The 17,891-nt window shown below is 65.8% G+C and carries 17 protein-coding genes; 7 read left to right on the top strand and 10 right to left on the bottom strand.

Going from position 1 to position 17,891, the window contains the following annotated elements; all coding sequences use genetic code 11:
• Positions 1-3: 3 nt before the first annotated feature.
• On the top strand, positions 4-792 hold the full coding sequence (locus JI664_RS10740; protein WP_207013753.1) for a hypothetical protein: 789 nt from the start codon (positions 4-6) through the stop codon (positions 790-792).
• 967 nt (positions 793-1,759) lie between these two features.
• On the opposite strand, the gene JI664_RS10735 is transcribed toward JI664_RS10740, so the two are convergent.
• The 7 genes from JI664_RS10735 to JI664_RS10705 all read right to left on the bottom strand — a co-directional run bounded on the left by JI664_RS10735 (position 1,760) and on the right by JI664_RS10705 (position 8,008).
• Positions 1,760-2,605 (bottom strand): hypothetical protein, encoded by an 846-nt coding sequence (locus tag JI664_RS10735; RefSeq protein WP_207013752.1) that lies wholly within the window; start codon positions 2,603-2,605, stop codon positions 1,760-1,762.
• A gap of 177 nt (positions 2,606-2,782) precedes the next feature.
• Complete coding sequence (locus tag JI664_RS10730) at positions 2,783-3,724, bottom strand: MBL fold metallo-hydrolase (RefSeq protein ID WP_286174028.1); 942 nt, start codon at positions 3,722-3,724, stop codon at positions 2,783-2,785.
• A gap of 62 nt (positions 3,725-3,786) precedes the next feature.
• The gene (locus JI664_RS10725; RefSeq protein ID WP_207013751.1) at positions 3,787-4,356 is read right to left on the bottom strand and encodes a cupin domain-containing protein; all 570 of its coding nucleotides are present in this window, start codon (positions 4,354-4,356) and stop codon (positions 3,787-3,789) included.
• 11 nt (positions 4,357-4,367) lie between these two features.
• Positions 4,368-5,489, bottom strand: a complete 1,122-nt coding sequence (locus JI664_RS10720) for an FAD-dependent oxidoreductase (RefSeq protein WP_207013750.1) — start codon at positions 5,487-5,489, stop codon at positions 4,368-4,370.
• Entirely contained in the window at positions 5,486-5,857 is a 372-nt protein-coding gene (locus JI664_RS10715; protein ID WP_207013749.1) for a Rieske (2Fe-2S) protein, read from the bottom strand. Before JI664_RS10715 ends, JI664_RS10720 begins: the two co-directional genes overlap by 4 nt.
• 26 nt (positions 5,858-5,883) lie before the next feature.
• Positions 5,884-6,837 (bottom strand): VOC family protein, encoded by a 954-nt coding sequence (locus tag JI664_RS10710; protein ID WP_207013748.1) that lies wholly within the window; start codon positions 6,835-6,837, stop codon positions 5,884-5,886.
• Positions 6,838-6,850: 13 nt separating this feature from the next.
• The gene (locus JI664_RS10705; RefSeq protein WP_349768713.1) at positions 6,851-8,008 is read right to left on the bottom strand and encodes an alpha/beta hydrolase family protein; all 1,158 of its coding nucleotides are present in this window, start codon (positions 8,006-8,008) and stop codon (positions 6,851-6,853) included.
• Between the two features lie 109 nt (positions 8,009-8,117).
• Here JI664_RS10705 and JI664_RS10700 point away from each other — a divergent pair, with 109 nt between their 5' ends.
• Complete coding sequence (locus JI664_RS10700) at positions 8,118-9,023, top strand: LysR family transcriptional regulator (protein ID WP_207013746.1); 906 nt, start codon at positions 8,118-8,120, stop codon at positions 9,021-9,023.
• A 114-nt stretch (positions 9,024-9,137) separates the two neighbouring features.
• Complete coding sequence (locus JI664_RS10695; RefSeq protein ID WP_207013745.1) at positions 9,138-10,157, top strand: TRAP transporter substrate-binding protein; 1,020 nt, start codon at positions 9,138-9,140, stop codon at positions 10,155-10,157.
• Between the two features lie 70 nt (positions 10,158-10,227).
• Here the strand turns inward: JI664_RS10695 and JI664_RS10690 are convergent, their stop codons facing one another.
• Together JI664_RS10690 and JI664_RS10685 are read right to left on the bottom strand one after the other, a co-directional pair.
• On the bottom strand, positions 10,228-12,156 hold the full coding sequence (locus JI664_RS10690) for a TRAP transporter large permease subunit (RefSeq protein ID WP_207013744.1): 1,929 nt from the start codon (positions 12,154-12,156) through the stop codon (positions 10,228-10,230).
• Positions 12,157-12,192: 36 nt separating this feature from the next.
• On the bottom strand, positions 12,193-12,393 hold the full coding sequence (locus tag JI664_RS10685) for a hypothetical protein (RefSeq protein WP_207013743.1): 201 nt from the start codon (positions 12,391-12,393) through the stop codon (positions 12,193-12,195).
• Positions 12,394-12,701: 308 nt separating this feature from the next.
• On the opposite strand from JI664_RS10685, the gene JI664_RS10680 reads away from it, so the two are divergent.
• Genes JI664_RS10680 through JI664_RS10665 form a run of 4 tightly spaced genes read left to right on the top strand, consistent with a single transcriptional unit; the run spans position 12,702 to position 16,903 of the window.
• On the top strand, positions 12,702-12,920 hold the full coding sequence (locus JI664_RS10680; protein WP_207013742.1) for a DUF1656 domain-containing protein: 219 nt from the start codon (positions 12,702-12,704) through the stop codon (positions 12,918-12,920).
• On the top strand, positions 12,917-13,957 hold the full coding sequence (locus tag JI664_RS10675) for an HlyD family efflux transporter periplasmic adaptor subunit (protein ID WP_207013741.1): 1,041 nt from the start codon (positions 12,917-12,919) through the stop codon (positions 13,955-13,957). Before JI664_RS10680 ends, JI664_RS10675 begins: the two co-directional genes overlap by 4 nt.
• Positions 13,954-15,456: an FUSC family protein gene (locus JI664_RS10670; RefSeq protein ID WP_207013740.1), complete on the top strand. Its 1,503-nt coding sequence runs from the start codon at positions 13,954-13,956 to the stop codon at positions 15,454-15,456. Before JI664_RS10675 ends, JI664_RS10670 begins: the two co-directional genes overlap by 4 nt.
• The gene (locus tag JI664_RS10665) at positions 15,443-16,903 is read left to right on the top strand and encodes a TolC family protein (RefSeq protein ID WP_207013739.1); all 1,461 of its coding nucleotides are present in this window, start codon (positions 15,443-15,445) and stop codon (positions 16,901-16,903) included. Before JI664_RS10670 ends, JI664_RS10665 begins: the two co-directional genes overlap by 14 nt.
• Here the strand turns inward: JI664_RS10665 and JI664_RS10660 are convergent.
• A complete protein-coding gene (locus JI664_RS10660) occupies positions 16,900-17,841 on the bottom strand; it encodes a LysR family transcriptional regulator (protein ID WP_207013738.1) in 942 nt (313 codons plus the stop codon). The genes JI664_RS10665 and JI664_RS10660 overlap by 4 nt on opposite strands.
• Between the last annotated feature and the right edge of the window lie 50 nt (positions 17,842-17,891).

The raw sequence follows: 17,891 nt of genomic DNA, 5'->3' as shown, positions 1-17,891 counted from the left end.
ACCATGACCACCGCATCCCTTGCCGATTTCCCCGAACGTCCCTTGCTCGACGGCGCCGTGAACCGCGTGCCCGAGGTGACGCCCGGCTTCTGGCTGATTAAGCTCACTGCCGTGACCATGGGCGAGACCGCCGCCGACTTCCTTGCCGTCAACCTCGGGCTGGGACTGGGCGCGACGACGGTGATGATGTCGGCGATCCTTGTTGCGACGATGCTCTGGCAGTTCCGCCAGAAAGCCTATGTCCCGATGGTCTACTGGCTGAACGTGGTGCTGATCTCGGTCGTGGGCACGCTGATCACCGACAACATGACCGACGCGCTCGGTATCCCGCTGCTGTATTCGACGCTCGGTTTCTCGGCCCTGCTGGCCGGCACCTTCGCCCTGTGGTTCGCCGCCGAGCGCACGCTGTCGATCCACGAAGTCTACACCTTCCGCCGCGAAGCCTTCTACTGGCTGGCGATTCTGTTCACCTTCGCGCTGGGGACGGCGGCGGGTGACCTGATTTCGGAAGCCTTCAGCGTCGGCTTCGCCGGGACGGGCGTGTTGTTTGGGCTGATCATCGCCTCGCTGGCGCTGGGATACTTCGCGCTGGGACTGGACGGGATCTGGGCCTTCTGGCTGTGCTACATCTTCACCCGTCCGCTGGGTGCGTCATTCGGGGACTTGCTGGCGCAACCGGCCGAGTTCGGTGGGTTGGGACTGGGCACCGTGGTGACGAGCCTTGTCTTCCTCGTGATCATCGCCGGCACCGTCGGTGTCATGAGTGTTAACCGCCGGCGCGTGGCAGCATAAGTCCGGGCGAGAACTGAAGTGCCGCAAAGAAATGGCCGGCCCGTTCGAGGGGCCGGCCTAAGTCATCATGGACGCCTCCGGCTTCACGCTGCGCAGTGTGTGGCAGACAAGGCTTTTCTGTTTGCTGGGGTGTACCAGCAGTCGTGGTTGCGAAATACGTTTGCGTTGCTTTCGTCGAGGCCGAGATAGATGTCCGCTTTCCGCCCTTTGTGTCGGGGAGCACGAACGACCCTCAGCCGACGAACGTCTCTTAAGGATTCAGCTTCGCCGCGTTCTCCAAAGCCGCCTTTCGTCTGGCACAGCTTGCGTCGGCTTCATGGTCTTCATCGGAGTTCCCACCGCTTCCAAGCGACCTCGTATCCAGGGTCTCACCGTCGCAAGCCAGCCCCACTGCGCCATGCTCAGGCTCATAAAGAGAGGGCGCAACGGCCATTCGCCAGATCCGCGGCTTCATGCCACGAACCGCGCATCCCCTTCCATACGCAAAAAGGCGCCGGAGCATCTGCCCCGGCGCCTTAATAAACGTTTTTCAGAGAGTTGCCCAAGGACACCTGGCGATCCGGTTCGCCCTTGGGCGCACCCTGTGCGACCTGGTATGCTCTGGCTCGGATCTCCGGCTGAAACTGTATTCTGGTCGAGCTGACGGTTTCTCGGTGCTGCTCTTGGCTTATCTGCGCAGTGACATGCACGGGTTCACTTGCGGGCTTTGACGTCGTCTACTGCCGACGATCGGTTTTACATGCCGATATGCAAGCCATTGATATTGCTTGAGGGCCATCGCACTTGTTTTACAGACCAACGAATTGATCCGTAGTGCTTTCCCGCTTCCTCTCGGGATCACCATCCCTTTCATTTCTTCGAAAAACAAGGGTTTGCAGGAGCTGTTGGATTTGGGCCGATGTGTTTCACATCGTTGCAGCCCCTGCGTTTTCTCCGCCGCGCCGCCCCCCGGCTTTGACAGTGCCAGCTATACCTTTGTCTGGCGGTGCATGACGACGCCCTCGAGCCAAGCGACCAAAGTCGGGGCAAGGTCGTCACGCGTTTGGAGACGAACCGCCGCCCCTTCACGAAACGACGCCACCGAAGACGGATCGAGCGCCTCAAGCGCTTCGAATTCAAGCGTCGCCTGGGCATAGGCGCCGGTTAGCGCGAGCCACTGAACCAGATTGAGCATGTAGCTCGACGAGCGCCGTTTCACTGGGTCGAAGATCTCCAGAAGCTCGGATTCGGATGTTTTCTCGCGGAAAAGTCTGCCCATTACATCGCCGAGAATGCCACATTCCTTGAACGTCTTGAGCAATTTATGCCCGCCGTGCGGAAATCGGAGTTCTTCGATTTCGGCCCGCGCTTTCAGATGGTTCACATGAGGCAGATCGGTTTCTTTGTACGGATCGTACAAAACCTCGGGCAGGATTTTCAGGCTGTCTGCGACATTGTCGCGAAGGATGGGCCGCTTGGCGATTTCTTCTTTCCACACAGACCGAAGCGGGATCGCCGGATCCGATATCGTGGTTTGCGGGGCGATAGCGACTATTCGCGTGCTGTCGATGTCCGCCCCCAACAGCAGCGCTCCGAAGCCGCCCTTGCTTGAGCCATAGGCGATCCGCTGCGCGTAGCCTTCCGTCGCCGCGCGGATACAGGCGCACATCTCGTCAAGCTCGGGGATCTGCCACCAATGGTTGTACTTGGAGAACACGAAAACCGCCGAATGCCCGCGGAACCGGATATTGTCCTCGCGCGAGGCAACGGCTTGCCAATCCGCTTCCTTGAAATTCGAGAAAAACACGATGACGCTGGACGCGCCGTCCAGCACATCGTGCTTTATCCGGACGTGTTCGCTTTCATATATCAGTCGACTCGCCATCGTTTCCCATTCGAGACATTCCAGCAAAGTGACCGATACCGCTTGGTTTCACAATGATGGCGCGCGCTCGACACTCGGGACCGGGGTTACGCGCCGGTCTCTCTCCGGCGCGCGCCTCGGCAGGCGTCAGTAGCTTTGCAGGTCGCGGCCAATCGAGACCTGACCGCCGAACCGCGCGGCGATGCGGGCGGCATAGCTGTCGGCGGTGTCGGGCGTGGCGCAGCCGGGGGCGAAATGCGTGGCGACGACATGGCCCGCGCCAACCCGGCTGGCCAGATCGCCGACATCCTCGGGGCTGAGATGGTGCAGGGCAAGATGCGTGCGGATCTTCTCGATGGCGGCGTCGGGCATATGCGGGTTGCTGGCGCGCACGCGGCCCATCGTCATGTCGAGATCCATCATTTCGCTGACCAGCAAATCGACGCCCTGCGCCAGCGTCTCGACCGCCAGGCAAGGGCCGGTATCGCCGGTGAAGAACAGGCTGCGCCCCGGCAGATCGAAGCGCAGCGACAGCGAGACAGGGCCGGGCTCAAGCAGTTCGTGCTCCGGGCGGTAATGGGTGTTCTCGCAGGCGGTGACGACCATCTCGCCCAGTTCGATCCGTGCCCCGTCGGTCATTTCCTCGACCCGGACGAAATCGCGCGGATGCGGCATGGTCTGACCCTTCACGCCGAATCCGATCGCCTGCGGCACGTCACAGGCGGCGATCAGGTTGTCGAGGATCGCCTTGGTGCCCGGCGGGCCGTAGATCGTCAGCGGCGTGGGGCGCATCGTCATCATGTTCAGCCCGAGGCAGGCGAAAAGACTGCCGATATGGTCGAAATGGTGATGCGTCAGGAAGATCTGCTGCACGTCGCGAAACTCGACGCCCGCGCGTTTGAGCTGACCCATCGCCCCCTCGCCGCAATCGACCAGCACCGGGCGCTCGCCGTTCATAACCAGATGCGCGGGCTGCGAGGCAAGCGGGTTCTGCATCGGCCCGCCGCCGGTGCCAAGGGTGGTGAAGCTCGACGGGCGGGGCATGGACGCCGGGGATTTGGCCGCTTGGGACTGGGACGCTTCGGACATGGGGCGCGGTCCTTGAGTGTTAAGACGAAAGACAGATCAGAAAGAGAAGGCCGGGCGCGCGGTTACGGCGCGGGCGGAATGTCGGGATCATACGCACCATCGACCAGCACGAAGAGCATCCGGCACATCGCGCCCGAGCGGTTGGCCCAGGCGTGATTGGTGCCGCGCTGGACGACAACATGGCCGGGTTTCAGCACGACCTCGCCGCGATCCAGCACCAGCGTGCATTCCCCCGCCAGCACAACGCCATAATCGACGCTCTCGGTGCGGTGCATCAGCGGATGCGGGCTGTCCGCGGCCACGGTCGAAGCGGCGGCATCGCCGATCTGAGTGAACGCGTCCTGCATCCGGCTTGCGCCCTGCTGCAGGAAATCCTCGGTATCCGGGGGGATGTCGACGATGCGGATGCGCGTCCCGTTCCGGGGTGGCGGCAGCATGAGGGGGCCGCGCGTCGGGTCGGGCGTGTTGCCGACTGCGGCGGGCGCGCCCTCGGTCGCCCAGATCTCATGAAACACAGTGCCGGGAATGGCTTCGATCTGCGCGACATGGGGCAGCGGACCGACTTCGGACACCACCGCGCGGCCTTCTGCATCATGGCCGGTGACAACGCGGGTGATCGCGGGAAAATCCATGTCTCTGCTCCTCAGATCGGCGCGGCCAGCGCGCCCAGCGTTTGACCCATCAGGCGCGTGTGCTCTTCATGCGTGCCGTGGCCTTGCTCGATTTCGGCCAAACGGCCCGAATTCTCGACGACCATGCGGCAGCGTTCCCACCGCCGGTCCTGGAACGCTGAAAGCGCGGTTTCGATATCGCCCGAGGCCAGCTCGTCGGCCAGCACGACGGCGTCTTCCATGCCGATCATCGCGCCTGCCGCCATATGCGGGGTCGTGGCATGAACCGCGTCGCCGATAAGCACCACGCGCCCCTTGTGCCACGGGCGCGGCATCAGCATCTGTTCGAGCGGGCGATAGATGACGTGGCTGTGTTCGTTAAGGCCTGCTGCGATGTCCTGCACGGTCTTGGCAGGGAACCGCTCGAGCAGTTCCTTCAGCATGCCAAGCTGCGCCTCTTCGGGGATGCGCTCATTGGTCGGACGATCCTCGGTAACGAAGAGATAGGCCTGCCCGTCCGAGACCGCGTTCACCCCGTATTTCAGCTTCGAGCCGATCCACATCGTGACGGTGTTCACCCCTTCGGGCAGCGGCAGCACGGCGCGCCAGACGGCCTGACCGATATAGCGCGGCGCGGGCGCGTCGGGGAAGATCGCGGCGCGGGTGCTGGAATAGAGCCCGTCGGCGCCGATCACGAGGTCATACTCGCCCGTCGTGCCGTCGCTGAAGCTGACGGTCACGCCGTCTTCGCGGTTGTCGAAGCCCGTGGCGCTGATCCCCAGACGCACATTGGTCGCGGTCGCACGCACCTTGTCGGACAGAAGCTTGCCCAGAACCGGGCGCATCACGCCGCCATTGCCGGTCGCGCCCTCTTGCAGCGCAGGCGTCGGCAGTTGGGCCACGACTGCATCGGCGGGGTTGCGCATTTCGACCCCGTCGGTCATCGCGCCCACGTCCTTGAACGGCTCAAGGATGCCGAGCCGGTGAAACACCCGGAAGATCGCGCCGTTCAGACTGATCCCCGCCCCGTAGCTGCGCCAGCCCGCGTCGATTTCGACCAGATCCACCGCGTTACCGGCTTCAGCCAGCAGGATCGCCGCGCTCATGCCCGAGAAGCCGCCGCCGACCACCAGAATGCGCCGTTTGTCCGTCATATCTCTCTCCCCTTTGGCGGCCGCTCCAGATGGATCCCGCCCTTGTCGTCAAGTCTCAGCGGCACGCGGGTCAGCCGCTTGCCCAGACAGGGCCCCTGCACGCAGACCCCCGTCTCGATTTCGAACCACGCACCATGCGCGTGACAGGCCAGATGGGTGCGCGCGCCGTTCAGATAGGCGTCGCGCTTCCACGCCATCGGCGTGCCGCCCGCGTAATGCGGGCACAGGTCGCGCCAGCCGTGAACGCCGCCGCCCCGGCGCACCACGATCACCTTGGCGCGCAGGCCCGGCACGTCGAAACCACGCGCCTCGCCCTCAGCCAGATCGTCCAGCCGGCATAGGAAGCCGCTATCCGTGACCTCGGACATGAGCCTCTCCTCCCCTCAGGCGCGGCTCAGTCCTTCGGCCCGCCGGGACCGCCAGGTCCGCCGCCGGGCGCCCATTTCGCGCGCCATTGCAGCAAAAAGGCCTGACTGGCCTCGGGGCCCATCGGGGCTTCGCGGGGCGCCCAGTCGTCGTCATGGGTGTCCATGTCGGCGTCGAACTCGACATTGCAGGCCAGCGGGCTCTTGAAATACCAGAACCAGTTCGAGCCAAATTTGTGGCGACCCGGCCCCCAGAAGCTTTCATAGCCCTGCTCCATCATCCGGCTGCCCGCGAGCATCAGCTCGGTCGGGCCGCCCAGATGGAAGGCCAGATGCTCGATCCCCTGCATGTAAGGGGGCGTGCGAATGAAGAAATGCGTGTGATGATCGGCATTCGCCTGCGGACGTAGGAACGGCCCCGCGCCGGTCAGCGTGTCGGTGATGCGAAAGCCCAGCCGGTCGCGGTAGAAACCCACCGCGCCCTCGATATCGGGCACGAACAGCACGAGATGCGACAGGGTGCGAGGCTTGGCGGGCATATCCTGCGTGACGCCCAGCGCATTGGCCGCACGGGCGGGCGCATAGGGCGCGTTCACCTTCTCGCCCGGCAGGTCGAGCGGCTTGCGGGTGGTGACCCGGAAGGCCAGCTCGAAGCCCTGATCGTCCTGCGTGCGCAGGCTGCCATCGGCCAGCCGAAGCACCTGACGGTCACGCGACAGCTCGGCCTCGACCGCGTTCAGCGCGTCCTCGTCCACCACGCCCAGCACCTGCAGACGCAAGGTGCTGCCGGTTTTCAGCGCGGGCGGCAATGAGGGATCGTTGCGCGCGCGGATCACCAGCCCGGTACCGTCGAGCGCCAGAAAGGTGCCGCCCTTCTCGGGCGTGTAATCCGTGGTCTCGAGCCCATAGGCGGTGAGGAATTCGTGGCAGGCGGGCACGTCGTCCACGCCGAAGATCAGAAGATCGGGTCCGATGATCTGCATGTCTGCGTCCTCCTCAGGCGATCCGGCCGCCGAGCGACTCGGCCACGAAATCGCAGATGCAGTCGAGCGCGGGGCCCGAATTGTCGATGCTGGAATGCTGCACGCCGCCGGTTCGTTCGTCGAAGATGACAAGCTCGCGGCGCGGGCTGTTCACCAGCTGCTCATAGCTGCGATAGGCCCATTTCAGCGGGATCTGGCTGTCGTGTTTGCCATGCATGACGAGATACGGCACGCGGATGCGGTCCAGAACGCCGTCCAGATGCATTCCTTCAGCCTTTTGCATGAAATCGTCGGTATCCTTGGCGCCGAACACCCAGGCGGCATGGGACCAGTAATGCGGCACGGGGAACTCGCCCTCACGCTCAAGCCGGCGTTTCTGCACGTCGCGCCAGTCGTGGTTGGCGCCCCAGCTGACACCGCAGGCATAGCGCGGCTCGAACGCCACGGCGCGCGGCGCGTAATAACCGCCAAGGCTGACCCCCTCCATGCCGATGCGCTTTTCGTCAACATCAGCGCGCGCAGCGAGCCATTCATAGACAGGCGTCGCCCAATGCTCGCTGTCATGGCGCGCGGTCAGCTCTTGCAGACGCAGCGCCTCGCCCGTTCCCGGCTGGTCCAGCACCAGCGACGCAATCCCGCGTTTGGCCAGCATCCCCGGCAGCTGCGCCATGAAGCGCATTTCCTTGGTGCTGTCGAAACCGTTGACCTGCACCAGCACCGGCTGCGGGCCGGTGACGCCCTCGGCCGGCATGAAGATGCCCGACAGATGCTTGCCCTCGTAGGGGATCGTGACGCGGTACGCGCCGGTCGCGCCCAGCCCCAGCGCCTGATAGAAGGTCGCGAGATGCTTGCGGTAAAGCGCCATGCGCCCCTCCGAGCCATGCGCCTGCAGGCGTTCTGCGGTGATCAGGTAATTCGCCGCGCGCATCAGCTTGTTCGAGGCCGACAGGCTGCGGCCCCGGGCCAGATCGTCCTGCGCAAGGTCGATCAGGTTGTCGGCGCCTTCGGACCAGACCTTGCGGAAGGCCAACGTGCCGCCGTCTTCGGGCGTCAGCGCCGCTTCCTTCAGCGGCGCGCACATCGCGTCGATCTCGCCCAGACGGCCCCCCATCTCGATCGACAGGTTGATCGACAGGTCCCAGACGTAATTCGTGGGGAAATAGCGGAACACGCGCACCCTCCTTAGCCGTTCGTTCGGGGCGACAATAGCGAGGGAAATAACATTGATGAAATTGTAAGTATCAATGTATGGTATTCACCTGATTACTGGAAATCCGGCGATGCGTTTTCAAAATCTCGACCTCAACCTGCTTGCGGCGCTCGACAAGCTGATCCGCCTGCAAAGCGTGAGCCGCGCGGCGGAAGAGCTGTCGATCACCCAGTCGGCGATGTCGAACGCGCTGAACCGGCTGCGGATGTATTTCGAGGATCCGCTTCTGGTGCAGGTCGGACGGCGCATGGAACTGACACCCCGCGCCGAGGCGCTGGCGGGCCCCGTGCGCGACATTCTGGTGCGGATCGAGGCGGCCGTTGCCACGCCGCCCGCGTTCGATCCGACCACCAGCACCCGCAACGTGGCGCTGATGGTGTCCGATTACAGCCTTGCCACCGTGGTGCCGCCTTTCGTGCAGCAGGTCGCGCGCGAGGCCCCGTCCATGCGGCTGACGATCAAGCCGCAGCGCACCTATCCCGGCCTGCAGCTTGAGCGCGGCGATACCGATCTGCTGATCGCACCGCGCGTCTATTCCTCGCCCGATCATCCGTCGCAGACGCTGCTCAAGGACGCGATGGTCTGCATTCTCGACGCGGCCAACCCGGCGGCGCGCCATCTCGATCTGGACACATTCGCCGCGCTCGAACATGTCGCGATGGAGCCGCCTGTCGGCGGGCAGAGCTATGCCGCGCATCTCTTGCGTGACGCCGGGGTCGCGGTCAGCGTGGCGGTGACGACCTTTTCCTTTTCGTCGCTGGGCGATCTGGTGCGCGGCTCGAACCGCATCGCGCTGGTTCAGCAGCGGCTGGCCCGGCGGATGGCGGAACAGGATCCCGGGCTGGCAGTGGTCGAGCCGCCTCTCACGCTGGCGCCGCTTGAACAGGTGATCCAGTGGCACAGCATGCGAGACACCGACCCGGCGTTGGTCTGGCTGCGGACGCGATTGCTGGACTCGGTGGCCGCTGAGGTATGAATTCCATCAATACCTTCCATTGAACCAATCAAATTTTCAAAAACATGAGCCGCAGCTACGGTCTTTCACGGCCCCCGCCCGTCGGGGTCTGCAAAGTTATTAGGGGAGGAACCCATGATCCGCCGCACTCTCGCCGCGCTCTTGTCCAGCGCGGCCCTTTTCGCAACCGGACCCGCCATCGCGCAGGAAACGCTGAGCTTCGGCACCGCGAACCCGGAACAGCACCCGCTCGTCACCCGCATCCTGACCCCCTGGGCCGAGGCGATCAACGCCGAGGATCCCTCGGTGCTGGAGATCCAGCTTCGCAACGGGCCGATGATCGTCAACCACACGAATTTCTTCGACCGTGTGCAGGACGACGTGGTGCAGATGGTGTTCGGCATCACCGCCTTTGATCCGGGCCGCTTCCCGCGCTCGCTGGTCACCACCCTGCCCTTCATGGTCCAGAGCGCCGAACAGGGCGCGCTGGCGGCCTGCCTGTTCTACGAAGCCGGTGGTTTCGGCGAGGAAACCGCCGATATCGTGCCGCTGCTCTTCGTGCAGTTTCCGCAAGCCAGCCTGCATTTTCAGGACCATCCCGCCACCTCGATGGAGGATATGGCGGGCATGAAGGTGATGACCGGCAGCCCGGTCGTCTCGGGGCTGATCCAGGCCTATGGCGGCACACCGCTGTCGATCAACGTGCCCGAGATGTATCAGGCCCTGCAGCGCGGCACCGCCGAGGGGCTGGTGATGAACTTCACCGCCTTCCCCGGCTTCCGTCTGAACGAGGTTACGACCGACCACCTGATCGCCCCGCTGGGCGGCGGTCTGGGTCTGGTCTTCATGATGCGCGACCGGTTCGACGCCCTGCCCGAAGCGGCGCAGGAGATTCTGGAACGGCACTCGACCTGCGAGACCTCGCGCGAAACCGGCGCGGCGATCGACGCGTGGGAAGCCGAGGCGCTGGCCTTCGTCCAAAGCGACGGCGAACGGCGCTTCCACACGATGACCGAGGAACAGGTGGCCGAGTTGGTCGACCGCGTCGGCGGCCCGATCGAGGCGTCCTATATCGAACGCACGCCCGGCGGCGCCGAGGCGCTTGAAATCTACCGTCAGGCGCTCGACGACGCCTCGGCAACGCTGGCCGAGTAATCCCTTCGGCAGAGCAACAGCAAAGGGCCCCTCGCGGGGCCCTTTTTCGTGTCAGGTCTCCGGCCTGGTGTTAGTTCATGGTCGATGGCAACCACAGCGACAACGCCGGGACCGCGACCAGCAGCGCGATCTTCACCAGATCGGCCAGAATGAACGGCACCACGCCGCGCATCACCGTCGCCAGTTTCACATCCTTCTGCAGCGCTTTCAGAACGAACAGGTTCATGCCGAAAGGCGGCGTGATCATGCCGGTTTCGACCACCACCAGCATCAGCACGCCCCAGAACAGGATGTCATAGCCCAGATCCAGCACCAGCGGCGTGACCACCGGCACGGTAATCACCATCACCGCGAAACTGTCCATGACCGAGCCCAGCAGCAGGTAAAACACGATGAGCACGCCCAGAATGACCAGCGGTCGCGCGTCGAGCCCGCCGATCCAATCGGTGACCATCTGCGGCGTCCCGCCCAGATTGATGAAGAACGAGAAGATCAGCGCGCCGAAGATCAGCGCGTAGATCATCGCGGTCGAGGCCGTCGTCTCGGAAAACACCCGCAGCAGGGCGTGGCGGTTCAGCCGACCGCGCCCCAGCGCCAGCAGAAACGCGCCCACCGCGCCCACCGCGGCGCTTTCGGTCGCGGTAAACACCCCGCCGTAAAGCCCGCCGATCACGACGGCGAACAGCACGATCACCGGAAACGCGCCAATCAGCGCCGGGATCAGGTCGCTGCGCGCACCCGTTTCGACATGGGGGACCAGACCGGGGGTCAGCCGGATCGTCAGCCAGATCGTCGCGAAGTATAAAAGCAGCGCCACGAGCGCCGGGATCATCGCCGCGACGAACAGGGCCGCGATGGATTCCTCGGTCAAGAGCGCGAACAGGATAATCACCCCCGAGGGCGGCACCAGCGCGCCCAGCGTTCCCCCCGCCGCGACCGTCGCGGTCGAGAGCGAGGGTGCATAGCCGCGCCGCGTCATCTCGGGCAAGGCCAGCCGCCCGAACGTGGCCGAGGTCGCGACCGAATTGCCGCTCACCGCGCCGAAGCCCGCGCATCCCGCGACGGTGGCATAGGCCAGCCCGCCGCGCACCCCGCCCAGAAAGGCCTGCGCCACGCGGAACAGGTCATCCGACACACCGGCAGCCACCGCGAAGGCGCCCATGATCAGGAACAGCGGCAGCGTCGCCACCTGCGGATCGCGCAGGAAATCGGCGCTGTCCCCGGCAAACACATTCCCCGCCGTCGCGCCGCCGAGATACAGCATCGTTCCCGCCAGCCCGATCGCCGCCGTCACTGTGGCGAGCGGCAATTGCAGCAACACGCCGAGCCACAGCACGACAAACGCGGCAGCCACCGCCGCCCCCGGATTGGCACCGGCCCATGAGGAAAGCCCGGTAAAATCGGTCCAGCCCCAGATCAGCCCGCCGCCTGCAAGGATCGCCAAGGCCACGGCCAGCACGATCACGACCGGGCGCGTCCCTGCCCCACGCCGGGTGCTCAGCGCCCGGCGCAGATCCTGCGCGGCATTGACCAATTGCACCAGACCCGCCAGCGCCATGAACCCCGCCATCGCGAAATAGGTGGGCGCCAGCGGCCAGTTCCAGATCGAAGTCGAGCGGCCCTGCACATGATAGCGCAGCCCCAGCACCGACAGCCGCCACGCCAGCAGAGCGAAGAACCCCGCCAGCATCAGCGAGCCGATCAGCGTCAGCCACGCAGTCATCCGGGGCCCGGTCTGCGCACCCAGCAGGTCGATGCGCAGATTGACCCTGCGTGCCGCCCCAGCAGGCAGCGTCGCGGCCACCGCGACGGCAAAGACGCTCGACATGATTTCGTTGAGGGCGACGATGGCGGTGCCGAACAGCCAGCGCGCCAGCACGTCGCCGACCACGATGACCGCCCCGGCCAGAATCCCCGTCACCGCGATCACCGCCACAAGGCCGGTGATCTGCTCCATCGCCCGTGCCAAAGGCTCGGGGTTATTCGTTTCGCTCTGCATCCAAGGCTCCTCCCTCCGAGCCGATCCTCGCGCCCGTCAGCCGTTACGCATCCCGATCAGGCGACGTCCGGCAGCGAAAAGCGGGTCCGCATCGGCCCGCTTGTTCTTATGGTGAATGATTGGGGCGACGCGGCCCTGTCGACCGCCTAAAATGATCGCCAAAATGATCGCCGCGATCAGCCGCGAGGCCCCGTCCGAGGCCCGCGTCATGGTCCGGTCACCGATAATCTGCGGCATGTCCCTCCCCCGCGCACGCTGAACCGGGACCGCCCTGACGGCCCCTGCGCGCGGAGCCACGCTAAGGGGCGACATGTCATCAGTCTAATTGATAGTTTAAATTCCATGCATTGACGAAAGCGATGCAGGCGCGCTTATCCCGCCCCATGACGCAAGTCCCGCAACTGCGCCCGGCCCCGGTCCCGTTGCCCCCGCGCTACGCCGCGTCGTGCATTCCCCTGCCGGAACGTAATGCCTTGCAGCCGCGCGGCGATGCGCCGAAAATCGCCCCATCACGGGCCCGGTGCCCGCCATTCCCCCGAGGCCCCATGACCCCGAGATCCCCGGTCATCGTCATCTATGGCTCGTCCTTCCCGGTCTGGCTGTTCGCCGCTCTGGCGGGGCTTGTTCTGGCCCTGATCCTGCGCGAAGTGCTGATCGTCACCGGCCTTGCGCGGCATCTGCCCGCGCCGGCGGTGTTTCACCTCTCGGTCGCCGTGCTTGCCGGTGTCGGGCTTTATGTGCTGTGGATCGGGGGCTACCAATGAACACGCGCGCAATCTTGCGGATCGTCGTGGCCGTATTGGCGCTTGCCGCCATCGCTCTGGCCGGCTGGGCGTGGTCGCAATCCGACAGCCACCCGACGACCGATGCCGCGACGATCGACGCGCCCGTGGTCGAGATCTCGGCCATCGTGCCGGGACTGGTGATCGAGGTCGCAATCGAGAACAACCAGCATGTCGAAGCGGGCGATCTTCTGTTCCGCATCGACCCCGAAGCCTATGACCTCGCCCTCGCACAAGCGCAGGCGGCGCTGGCCTCGGCCGAATCGGAACTGCGTCAGGGTGAAGGCAACCGCGCGCTCGAACGCTCGAATGCCGATGTCGCCTCGGGCCAGATCGACCGGGCCGAGGCCAATCTGGCGCTGGCCCGGCAGACGCTGGAGCGGCTCGAACCCTTGCTGGAACAGGGCTATGTCACCGCGCAGGAAGTCGACAGCGCCCGCACCGCCGTACGCGACGCCGAGGTCACGCTGGAACAGGCGCAAAGCCATGCCAGCGGCACCGACGCCTTTGTCGGCACGCTCGATACCCGCCGCGCGCAGGTCGACAGCGCCCGCGCCGCCGTCGCGCTGGCCGAGCGCAACCGCCGCAACACCGAAGTCTTCGCGCCCCGCGCGGGCTATATCGCCGGGCTGACACTGACCGAGGGTGAATTCGTCGTCACTGCCGCGCCGCTTTTTTCGCTGATCGACGACAGCGCATGGCGGGTGAGCGCGCTTTTTCGCGAAACCGAACTGCGCCGGATCGCCGAGGGCGACCGCGTCCGCGTCTTCCTGCTGGCCGCGCCCGACCAACCGCTTGAGGGGCATGTGACCGGCATCGGCTGGGGGGTTCGCGCGAGTGACGAGGCCGAGCTTCTGGGCCTGCCGCTGGTCGCCAACAAGCTCGATTGGGTGCGCGCCGCGCGGCGCTTCCCGGTGGAAATCGAGCTAGACGACGCGCCGGCAGGGCTGTTGCGGCTGGGCGCGTCGGCCTCGGTGCGCATCCTTGGCCCTGAGACCGAGAGTGCCGGGCATCCATGACCCCGCTCGCCGCGCCCTCTCTGCTGGCCGAGCTGGCCCCGCAACCGGGGCGTATGCGCGACGCGCTCACCATCACCGGGCTTGTTCTGGTCACCACGACGCTGGCCATGGCCCTGCGAGTGCCCGAGGCGGCGCTGTCGTGCTACCTGATCTTCTTTGCGTTTCGCGACAATGCGGGCGACACGATCTTCACCGCGATCAAGCTGATCGCGGCGGCCTCGCTGGCGGTGGGGCTGGGGGTGCTGTTGCTGCGCGGCGTGCTGGAAGACCCGATGCTGCGCCTTGCCGCTCTGGGGGGATTTACCTTTGTCGGCATGTTCCTGTCGCAGGCGTCCAAGCTGGGGCCGCTGGCGGGCACAGCGGGTTTCGTCTTCGCTTTCATGCTGACGCTGGTCGATGTGATCCCCGAACCCGAACTCATCAACCGCGCCTTCGAATGGATCTGGGTGGTGCTGGTCCTGCCGCTGGGCCTGATGGCGTTCTGGTCGGCGCTGGCCGGGCCGCGCCCCCTCGCCCGCGCCGAAGAGCATATCGCGGCCCTCAATCACGCGCTGCTGGACCCGCATGGCGAAGAAGCGAAGGCGCTGCTGGACGAAGGACTGCATCCGCTCGACGAATACCGCAAATTCGCCCGGATGCTGGGCGAGGCGCGGGGCGAAGAGGCCGCCCGCCTTCTGCGGCGCGCGGACGATGCCTATCACCGGCTGGCGCTGGCCGAGGCCCGCCTGATCCCCGCCCCGACCCGCGCCGCCCCACCGCCCGAGCGCGAGCCCTTTCTGCTGCCCGGCGCCTTCAGCGATCCGCGCCCGGTAAGGTTCGCGCTCAAGGTTCTGGCGGCGGTGATGATCACCTATGGATTCTACACCGCTTTCGGCCTGTTCCAGATCCACACGGCGATGATCACCTGCTTCTACGTCGCGCTGGGGACACGGGGCGAGACGCATCACCGCATCGTCCTGCGCTTTACCGGCGCGCTGATCGGGGCCGCGATCGGCATGGCGGTTATGCTCTGGCTGATGCCGCGCGCGGATGACATCGGCGGGTTGCTCTTGCTGCTCGCGCCCCCTACGTTCATCGCCGCATGGATCGGGCTGGGCAGCGAGCGGATCGCCTATGCGGGCTGGCAACTGGCGCTGTGTTACTTCCTTGTGGTACTGTCCGGCTTCGGCCCGCCCTCGGGGATCTCGGCGGCGACCAGCCGGATCATCGGCATCCTGTTCGGCAGCGCGGTGATCTGGGCCGTGTTCGCAGCGCTGTGGCCGGAATCGGCCCGCGACGACGCGCGCGACGCCATTGCCGAGATGGATACCGCTCTGTCCACAGCCCCGCCCCCCGACAGCGGTCGCGCAATGGCCCGGCTGCGCGCGCCCCTTGCCCGCGCCCGGCGTCTGGCCGACATGGCCCGGTACGAACGCGAGGCCGATCTTTCGGCCGACATCGCCCTTGCGGAAACCCGCTATCACGACTTCCTGCATCGGAGCCGCCATGCCCCGGCCTAACGCCCTTCCCCTGCTCGTTCTGCTTGCTGCCTGCGCCAATCTCGACAGCGCCGCGCTGGCGCCTGCCGATCCGTCGGCGCCGATGGCGGGGATGAATGGCTTCACGCTGGCCGCCGATGCCCGCGTGCCCGGCGGCACCGCCAGCCGCGCGCCGGTGCCCGGACAACGCTATGACCTGACGACGCTGATCGACATCGCGCAGACCAACAACCCCGTCACCCGCGCCGCGTGGCTGCGCGCGCGGCAGGCGGCGCTGGCGGTGGGAATGGTGGAGGCGGCCTATCTGCCCCGGCTAAGCGCCGAGATCCTCGCGGGCCGCCATACCTCGGACAGCGCGCCGGTCTCTGACCCGCTGGGCGTGCTGCCCGGCGGCGATGTGCGGGCGGGCACCGGGGTCGATGCGGCGGTCCTGTCGGTGCAATGGCTGCTTTTCGATTTCGGGCGGCGCTCGGCGCTCAGAGAGGGCGCGCAAGAGTTGTCTTTCGCCAGCAACGTCAATTTCATCGGCGCGCATCAGACGCTGATCCACGATGTGACGCAGGCGTTCTACGACCTTCAGGCCGCCATCCAGCGCGAGGATATCCAGCGCCGCCGCCTTGCCGCCGCTGACGAGATCGCCTCGATGGCCCGCGCCCGGCGCGGCCAGCAGCTGGCCACCGTGACCGAACTGGCGCAGGCCGAGCAGGTGCTGGCGCAGGCGCGGTTCGACCTGACGCGGGCACGGTCGGAAACCAGCGCCGCCTCGGTCCGGCTGGCCACGTTGTGCGGTCTGTCGCCGCGTCAGCCGATCCGCGTGGATCTGTCCAGCACCCTGCGCCTGCCGTCACGTCCGCCTCAGGCGGTCGATGCGTTCCTCAATGACGCGCTGCAACGCCGCCCCGATCTGCAGGCCGCCTTCGCCCGTGCCCGCGCGAGCGAGGCGAATGTGCACGCGGTCGAGGCTTCGTTCCGGCCCCGCATCGTCGCCTCGGCAACGCTGGGACGGCGGATGTTGTCGGGCGCGCTGGATACCGGCGCGGGCGGCATCAGCTACGACCGGTCGCAACAGGTCGCGGGCCTGTATCTGGGTGTCTCGATCCCGATCTGGGACGGCAATGCCCGGCAATTGCAACTGGCCGAGGCGCAGGCGGGACACGAAGCCGCGCTGGCCGAGGCCGAGAACCTGCGCGCCATGGCCGAAGGCGAGATTATCGCCGCCTACGAGGCGTTGCGCGCCTCGCTCGCCGCCAATGCCGCAGCGGGCGAGATGGTGTCGACCGCGCAGACGACCTATGACGCGGCGCGTTCGATGTCCGAACGGGGGCTGGCCACGGTGGGTGAGGTCGATACCGCTTTGCGGATGCTCTATGACGCGCAGATCTCGCGCGTCGAGGCGCAGCGCACGGCGCGGTCATCGGCAGCGCTTCTGGCCTTTGCCTCGGGGCAGATCGCGGGCGCCGCGAACTAGGGCCCACTGACCGGCTCTGCTTCGGTATCCGGAAACTGCTCGCGCGCGACGCGGATCACGAGGTCGCGAAACCAGCGGACCGAGCTGTCGAATTCCCGGATCTCGTGCCATTGCAGGTTCTCGGAAATCCGCGGGACCGGCAAAGGATGCGGCACCGCGCGCAACCCCGTTCCCGGCGGCAGGCTGTTCCACAGGCTGCGATGCATGGTGGCCACATAGGGCGTGCCGACCAGACAATCGGCCAGCATCGCGAAGCTGGGCACGCTGCAGGCGACGTTCAGCTCGATCGCGGTATCGAGCGCCCATTGCTCGAAATGGCTGCCGCGCCACGTGCCGCCGAACTCGGTGATGACATGGCGCAGCGACAGATAGGTCTCGGCGCTCATGCTGTCGGCGATGTCGGGATGGTCCTCGCTCAGGACGCAGACAAAATCGTCGGTGAAGAGCAACCTGTGGGGATGGCCGTCATACAGAAAGCGATCCGGGATCACCGCGAAATCCACCTCGCCACGCTGGAACCGTGCGTCCGAGGGCGCGTCGATAGGCACCATCTGCAGGGTCACGCCCGGCGCTTCGCGCGCCAGCACCGGCAGAAGCGGCGCAAAGAGCACCTTCAGAACGAAATCCGACGCGATGATCGAGAACTTCCGCTCGGTCGAGGCCGGATCGAAGCCGGGGCGCATCTGCGAGAAATGGCGTGTCTCGTTCAGAAGCTGCGTGGCCGCGACGAACAATTGCTCGCCGAACTCGGTCGGGCGCATCCGCCGCCCGGCAAGGCTGACGATGGGGTCGTCGAAATGCTCGCGCAGGCGGCGCAGCGCCTGACTGACGGCGGGCTGGGTCAGGTTCAGCTCACCCGCAGCCGCCGTGACCGAGCGCAGCCGCAAGATCGCCTCAAGCGCGATGATCAGGTTCATGTCGAGACGGTTCAGACGCACTATGCACCTGCCTTATGAAAGTCATTGACTGTATTCATTAGACATATGCC

It is taken from the genome of Rhodobacter sp. NTK016B (assembly GCF_017303295.1).
Lineage (GTDB): Bacteria > Pseudomonadota > Alphaproteobacteria > Rhodobacterales > Rhodobacteraceae > Pararhodobacter.
This window is presented reverse-complemented; position numbering and strand designations above follow the sequence as displayed.